Genomic DNA, 236 nt, shown 5'->3' on the forward strand with positions numbered 1-236 from the left:
ACACAGCGAACTGCACGGCCTGCCATGGTGCCGATCGCGCCGGCATGCCGGGCGCATTCCCCGCGCTCACCGACATCGGCAAGCGCCTGGATGCCGCGCAGATCAAGGACAAGATCAGGAAGGGCGGCGGACTGATGCCGCCGTTCTCCCAGCTGTCGCAACAGGAAATAGATGACATCGCCAGCTACTTGGCCAAGTAGACGGCCGGCGATCACGCCGGCCGCGTGCCGCTACAG

1 protein-coding gene is annotated in these 236 nt (G+C 65.7%); it reads left to right on the plus strand.

The window, feature by feature from the left end:
• Positions 1-200, plus strand: a 200-nt coding sequence (locus FQ664_RS26955) for a c-type cytochrome (RefSeq protein ID WP_144176010.1), incomplete at its 5' end; no start/stop codon positions are given.
• Between the last annotated feature and the right edge of the window lie 36 nt (positions 201-236).

Source organism: Pseudomonas persica, from assembly GCF_900291015.1.
Classification (GTDB): Bacteria; Pseudomonadota; Gammaproteobacteria; order Pseudomonadales; family Pseudomonadaceae; genus Aquipseudomonas.